The following is a 6,497-nucleotide window of genomic DNA, read 5'->3' as shown; positions in this document are numbered from 1 at the left end:
TAAATGTGATGAGAACCAACTAAAATGAAAAGAGGACTCATATAGAGTCCTGGTTTTTTTTTTAAATTAATTTTTATTTAAATGAAAAATATACTATTTTTTCTAAATAAACTTATAACCTTTTTTAAAAAATTAAAGGTCTTGGATAAAAAATTTAAAAAATATAAATAACAATCACTTAAAGATAAATAAATGTTTAATAATTTTAATTTTTGTGAAACGTGTCACATTATTGTTTATTACTGTGATTAACATAAGATTAAAGTGCGATTATGAAGCTAAGATTATTTTTAGAATCTGGATTTCATCATTGTAAATTTATAAATAACAAACAGCATCTTAATAATAAAAGATGGGAGATAAGTTATGAACAAGCTTGTAAAAACAATATTATCAGTCATGGCTTTTGGTGGAGTAGTTGGTATCGCTCATGCGGCTGATGTCGAAACAAATAGTTTCGGTGGTGGTGGAGGTAGTCCACAATACCCAGAAGGGTGTACAGAACTCTGCGGTAGTAAATCTATCCCCATTGAAATTACAATTCCTAAAGTATGTGAACTTAAAAACGTAACTACAAAAATCACCCTAAATAGCTCAACCGGTACAGGTACTGGTGGTTTTAGCGTTGGCGCCAATGCGGCGTATAATCTATTGGTCGATACAGATAATCGCACATCAGGAACCAATAACTCTGCATTAAAATATGGAACGTATTCTATTCCGACTACAGTCACGACTAAACGTGGTTCCAATAACGTTAACCTTGGCTCAATCAAATATAATGAACCAATGACTGCGGGCACTTCATCACTTAATGATTATAGTATCACGGTACAAACATCAGGTTCTTTAGGTATTAGTAAACCAGCTGGAACTTATACTGATAAATATAATATTTCAGTTTACTTCTAATCTGTTTTATTTGCTATTTTATTAAGTTGGTTCTATTCTAGAAATGGAGCCAACTTCATCGCTCCAAACTAAATAACATTATAAGAAATCACGTTAAATACATAAGTTAATTACAAATAAATAATATGCGGGTGGGTTATGAAAAAAAAACTACTTATATTAATGCTTGGTTTATTTGGGTATATCCATATGGTATGGGCTGGTTTATCTATTAGTCCAATCCAACTTTATATTACCGATAAAACTAAACAGCGTAGTGCAACGGTTACAATGGACTCAAAAGACATGGAGGACACTAAAACGTTTGAAGCAACCGCAGTCAAATGGTCTCAAAATGAAAAAGGAGAAGATGTCTATGAACCCGATCCCAATATCATTATTAACCCCAAAAACTTTATTATTGCCCCAAATTCAAAACAGGTCATCCGTGTTGGATTCAATCAGCCTTTAGCCGGTATCACCAACAATGATGAAAAAACCTGGCGTATTATTTTTCAGGAAGTAGCGCCTCCTGTTGACACCGATTCTGTTACATTTTTATTTAATATTTCTGTGCCTTTATTTGTGGGTAAACTCAATCCAGTCAATATCAATGTCGTACCTAAAACAATCAATAATAATCTGATCGTCAATATCAAAAATAATTCGCCATCACATGTGCAAATTTTAAAATTAACCTTAGTCGATGCTTCAAAGAAAGAAGTTGCAAACTTAAGCCAAATGAAATATTTACTGCCAAACACAGCGCACGACTTTAACTTTGAACAAATCAATCTTCCGCACTCAAACCAATATAAACTTCTCGTTCTGACCGACAAGCAAGATCAGCCTTATGAATATAGTCTTAAGGAGTGATTGCTATGAAAATGTCGACCCTTTCTGCACATATCTGCTTGATATGTGCTTTGACTCATGTACACGCTGCGGACAATATTATTCTCTCCAATCTGTGGATCAATGGACTGGATCGCAATACAGAGGCATTGGTTTTACAGCAGGATCATCAATACTATGTCGAATGCCAGATTCTTAATTCTCTCAATTTAAAAGTATTTTTATTACAAAAACATCCCACTAGAGAAGAATACTGTCTGGTGAGCAATGATCAAATACATGCCAGTTTTGATAATGCCAGCCAATCACTCAAAATTGATTTTCCTGCAGAATATTTTCTGGGTTATTCCAATCAAAATACGATGTTACAACCCGATAGAGCTTCTTTAGGGGCATTTCTCAATTACGATTTCTTTTATGACAAATTTGATCATGGCTATGAGTTTAATAATTTTTATGAGCTGGGTATTTTCAAGGATTACTGGTTATTAAATAATTCATTGATTTACCGTAAAAATGATGCCAATGATGATAGTACAGGAGTGATTCGTTTAAATAGTTCTCTGAGTATTGATTTTCCTCAACATTTTACAAGATTAACGTTAGGGGATAATACCAGCATTTATAATTCACTGATCGATTCATTCCGTTTCGGCGGTATCAGCTTTGGGACTAATTTTAGTGAGCGTTCCGATTTCATTTACTGGAATACTCCGATTCTTCGGGGGAGTGCCATAGTTCCATCGACCATTGACTTATATATCAATGGGGTAAGTATTTATCGACAAAACGTTACTCCCGGTGATTATACCTTGCAGACGGGCGCAAATATTCAACAATCTGGCAATGCTCAAATTGTGGTTGAAGATATTTTGGGAAATCGTTCTGTACAAAACTTTCCTGTTTTGATTAACAACCGTTTACTGAAAGTTGATTTAAATGAATATAACGTTTCTGTAGGTAAATTACGCTTCAACTATGATTATGATAGCAATGATTATCGTGATTTTTTCACGAATGTGTATTTTCGCCGAGGCTTTACCACAAATACCACACTCGGTTTTAACGCTTCATATAGTGATGATGTAAAAAATCTGGGATTGATGTGGACCCAATCATTAGGACGCTACGCCTTACTGGATGTTAACGCAGCAGGCAGTTCTGCTTATGGAGACGATGGTTATTCGGTTGGTGCTTCTGTAAGTAATAGTTTTAATAGTTTTTCAATGGGGCTCAGCAGTCGCTATTCATCGCAAGATTATCAATCACTGGGCTATACTCAGGACTTTAGAAATCCACGTATCGATTCTCTGGCGTACTTATCCTTTTTTAAAGTCCCTTACGTAAACAGCGTAAATTTAAACTACGTTGAACGGCGCTATTATCCCGATGATGAAGTACCCAGAAATAATTCAAAATTATTAACTGTCGGAATCTCAAAAAGCTTTTCCAGACGCCTCTCTTTTACCGCCTCCTATTTCAAGGATTTTGGTGATTTTAATGACTCTGGTGCTTTTTTCTCTCTTATTTTTAATTGGGATGACAATAAAAACACTTATCTGGATCAAACAACAGACGGGGATACACGTTTAACCTTTGCAAAAAGCTCTCCTGAACAGACTGGCTTTGACTATTCAGTGGGTGCCGAACGCCATGATGGAAACATGACTTATAATGGATTTGGTTTACTTAAAACTGATGTCGGCGATCTAACTTTACAACATACACAAAATTCTGATTCTTATGATTCACGGGTGTCTTATCGTGGTGCACTGGTCTGGCTCAATAATCAAGTCAGTATGACCAAATCTGTCGATAGCGCATTTGCATTGGTAAAAGTCGGCGATTATAAAGATGTCGATGTCATGCGTTCTTTATCTCCTGTTGGCCGTACCAATAAAAATGGCTATTTCTTTATTCACGATATTTTGCCTTATATTTCCTATGATTTATCGTTTGATCAGGATCAACTGCCGATTGAAGATAAAATTGATTATTCTTCCAAAAAAATGGTCGCACTCAACCAACGCGGCTATTACATAGATTTCCCAGTGATTCACACTCAACAAGTTATCGTCAAATTACGTGATAAAAATGGAAATTTATTGGCACGGGCGACTCCTGTTTATCTGGATCAAAATACTGATCAGGTTTACCCAGTAGACCAACAAGGCAATGTTTATCTGTATGGACTTTTACCAAAAACCTATCAACTCAGCACACAAGGGGATAAAGCATGCCATAGCCAATTACAAATTCCAGAAAAAACCCAGACCACCACATCCAGTCAAGTCATTGAGTTGACTTGTAAATAAGGAGAAGGACAATGAAAATATTACTTGGCATCATTGCATATTGTGCTTTAAGCAGCGTTTATGCAGGTCAATGTTCGATGGGACAAATTACTGAACCACGCATGCGTTTAGGCAGTTACTATCAAAGTCAGGCGGCAACTTCATTTCACGTGAACTGTGACAGCGCCTACACCATTCGTTTTAGCAGTATGAATTTGCGTAGTACCGACGGCTCAAGTTTTGTTACCAACGGTCCCTATAAACTAAGAACACGATTAGCGATCGCAGGACCGGTAGATAATTTATGGAATGTACCACTGACCGCCAATACCCATAAAGATAACAGATACATCATTTCCGTAAGGCTAGAAGATCGTCCATCTATCCAAGTTCCTGCGGGCACCTATCGTGATATGGTGTATGTTAATTTATCGTTTTAAGCTCAAAAATAAGTGAGTATATCTATGAACGACACTCACATTTTTATTTTTGGATAATGATTCATCAACCCAACACAGGTTATTTTGAAATGTATTTTAATCTTGGTCATACTCCTTGCTTTCATTTTTTGACGGTGAAGCAAGGATGTCTTTTGAAACAATCAATCTGACGTTATTCAATGAACTTAATGCGTCTGCCCATGCGAGTCACTTCATCATAGAATTTGCAATTTTTATTGCTAACGACCTGTTATATGTATTGTTCGCCTTTTTATTATTTTTATGGTGTTATGGTGATCAGGCATTAAAAGAACGTGCTATTCGCGCCGTAACGCTTACCACATTTGCGTTATGCATCGGTTACTTCATTTCTTTATTTTACTACCATCCACGTCCTTTCGTGATGGAGATCGGGCGCACCCTGATTGAACATCGTCCATCCGCTTCTTTTCCCAGTAACCATATGCTCATTTTTAGCACCATTGGTTTTTCTTATTTATTTGCAAAGCGATTTATAGCCAGCGCTATTTTCCTCCTCTCAGCAATTGCTGTCGCATGGTCACGAGTCTATTTAGGAGTACATTTTCCACTGGATATGTTGGGTGCATTTTCAATTGCCTTTTTGGTGAATGTATTTGGTCAAATTTTCTGGCAACGTTTTGGTCAAATTTTATTAAAGTTTTTTCTTGTGATTTATCAAAGTATGTTTCGACCTTTACTCAATAAAGGGCTTTTAAAATAAAAAGCATAAAACAGATATTATTTGCGCAAATAATACAAATATGCGATGCTAGGGCAGATTTGGATTTAATCCAAAACCTAATTATATAGACAAGGGGAGTAGCCTCCTCCAAACGTTGTACTTAAATAGTATTTTTACAACGTGTCAGATATCGTCAATACACTTTGCAAAAAGTCGGTATCTGAGCATCAAATATAGTTTGATGTAGGCAAGACCTTGATCATGTTGATACAGATGTTTTTATATTCATCTGGCAACAGGTCAAGGTTTTTTTGTGGCCGATTGCCAGATGTGGAGAGATTGATGGACTCTATCGGTAATATTTGGCTCTATTTGGTCTTCTTTGGCATCGTATTTGCGATGCTATTGATCGACTTTCTTGGCTTTAAACAAAAAAAAGATCAATCTGTGCCAATTAAACAGGCATTGGCATGGAGCGTGGCATGGGTGACTGTCGCCATGCTATTTGCGGGAGGATTATGGTTATACCTACAACAAACTGTAGGGCTCGCCATAGCCAATCAAAAAACCATGGAATATCTCGCTGGTTATTTACTGGAAAAATCTTTAGCAATTGACAATGTCTTTGTCTGGCTGATGATTTTTGCTGCTTTTGCAATTCCACCTTCGTTACAGCGTAAAATTCTACTGTATGGCGTACTCGGCGCTATCGTTTTAAGAACAATTTTTATTTTTGTTGGTGCATGGTTTGTTCAGGAATTTTCGTGGATTTTGTACATCTTTGGTGCCTTTTTAGTCTACACAGGCTTTAAATTTTTGAAAGGTCAAGGCGAAGAAAATCCCAATATTGAAGAGATGGCACTTCTAAAATGGCTACGTAAACATATGCGCATCACTCCTACATTTAAAGGGGATCGTTTTTTTGTCAAAGAGCAAGGTGTACTTTGGGCAACCCCTTTATTTATCGTGCTGATTTTGGTCGAGTTCTCAGATGTAATCTTTGCGGTAGATTCTATCCCAGCAATCTTTGCAGTGACAACCGATCCGTTTATTGTGCTCACTGCTAACCTCATGGCGATTTTGGGTTTACGTGCTATGTTCTTTTTATTGGCAGGTACGGCGTCTAAAATGCATTACCTACCTTATGGTTTAGGGATTATTCTTCTGTTTATTGGCTTTAAAATGCTATTGCTGGATGTATTCCATATGCCAATCTGGATTTCATTGAGTTTTATTGTTTTGGTATTGGGCTTTACCGCTTGGTTATCGATTCGACATAATAAAAAACAGGCTCAATCTTAAACTGATTTTCCC

Annotated in this window: 6 protein-coding genes; all 6 read left to right on the top strand. The window is 36.5% G+C overall.

Features of this window, described 5'->3' with window-relative positions; all coding sequences use genetic code 11:
- The first annotated feature begins 366 nt into the window (after nucleotides 1-366).
- The 6 genes from IAE20_RS16420 (at nucleotide 367) to IAE20_RS16395 (ending at nucleotide 6,485) form a co-directional block, all read left to right on the top strand.
- Complete coding sequence (locus tag IAE20_RS16420) at nucleotides 367-912, top strand: hypothetical protein (protein ID WP_200482913.1); 546 nt, start codon at nucleotides 367-369, stop codon at nucleotides 910-912.
- Nucleotides 913-1,050: 138 nt separating this feature from the next.
- On the top strand, nucleotides 1,051-1,767 hold the full coding sequence (locus tag IAE20_RS16415) for a molecular chaperone (RefSeq protein WP_200461696.1): 717 nt from the start codon (nucleotides 1,051-1,053) through the stop codon (nucleotides 1,765-1,767).
- Nucleotides 1,768-1,772: 5 nt separating this feature from the next.
- Nucleotides 1,773-4,061 (top strand): fimbria/pilus outer membrane usher protein, encoded by a 2,289-nt coding sequence (locus tag IAE20_RS16410; protein WP_200482912.1) that lies wholly within the window; start codon nucleotides 1,773-1,775, stop codon nucleotides 4,059-4,061.
- An 11-nt stretch (nucleotides 4,062-4,072) separates the two neighbouring features.
- Entirely contained in the window at nucleotides 4,073-4,480 is a 408-nt protein-coding gene (locus IAE20_RS16405; RefSeq protein ID WP_200461694.1) for a hypothetical protein, read from the top strand.
- Between the two features lie 145 nt (nucleotides 4,481-4,625).
- Nucleotides 4,626-5,222: an undecaprenyl-diphosphatase gene (locus tag IAE20_RS16400; protein WP_200482911.1), complete on the top strand. Its 597-nt coding sequence runs from the start codon at nucleotides 4,626-4,628 to the stop codon at nucleotides 5,220-5,222.
- Nucleotides 5,223-5,525: 303 nt separating this feature from the next.
- Nucleotides 5,526-6,485, top strand: coding sequence for a TerC family protein (locus IAE20_RS16395; RefSeq protein WP_200482910.1), 960 nt, complete (start codon nucleotides 5,526-5,528; stop codon nucleotides 6,483-6,485).
- The last annotated feature ends 12 nt before the right edge of the window (nucleotides 6,486-6,497 follow it).

The organism is Acinetobacter sp. S54, from assembly GCF_016624945.1.
Classification (GTDB): domain Bacteria; phylum Pseudomonadota; class Gammaproteobacteria; order Pseudomonadales; family Moraxellaceae; genus Acinetobacter.
This window is presented reverse-complemented; position numbering and strand designations above follow the sequence as displayed.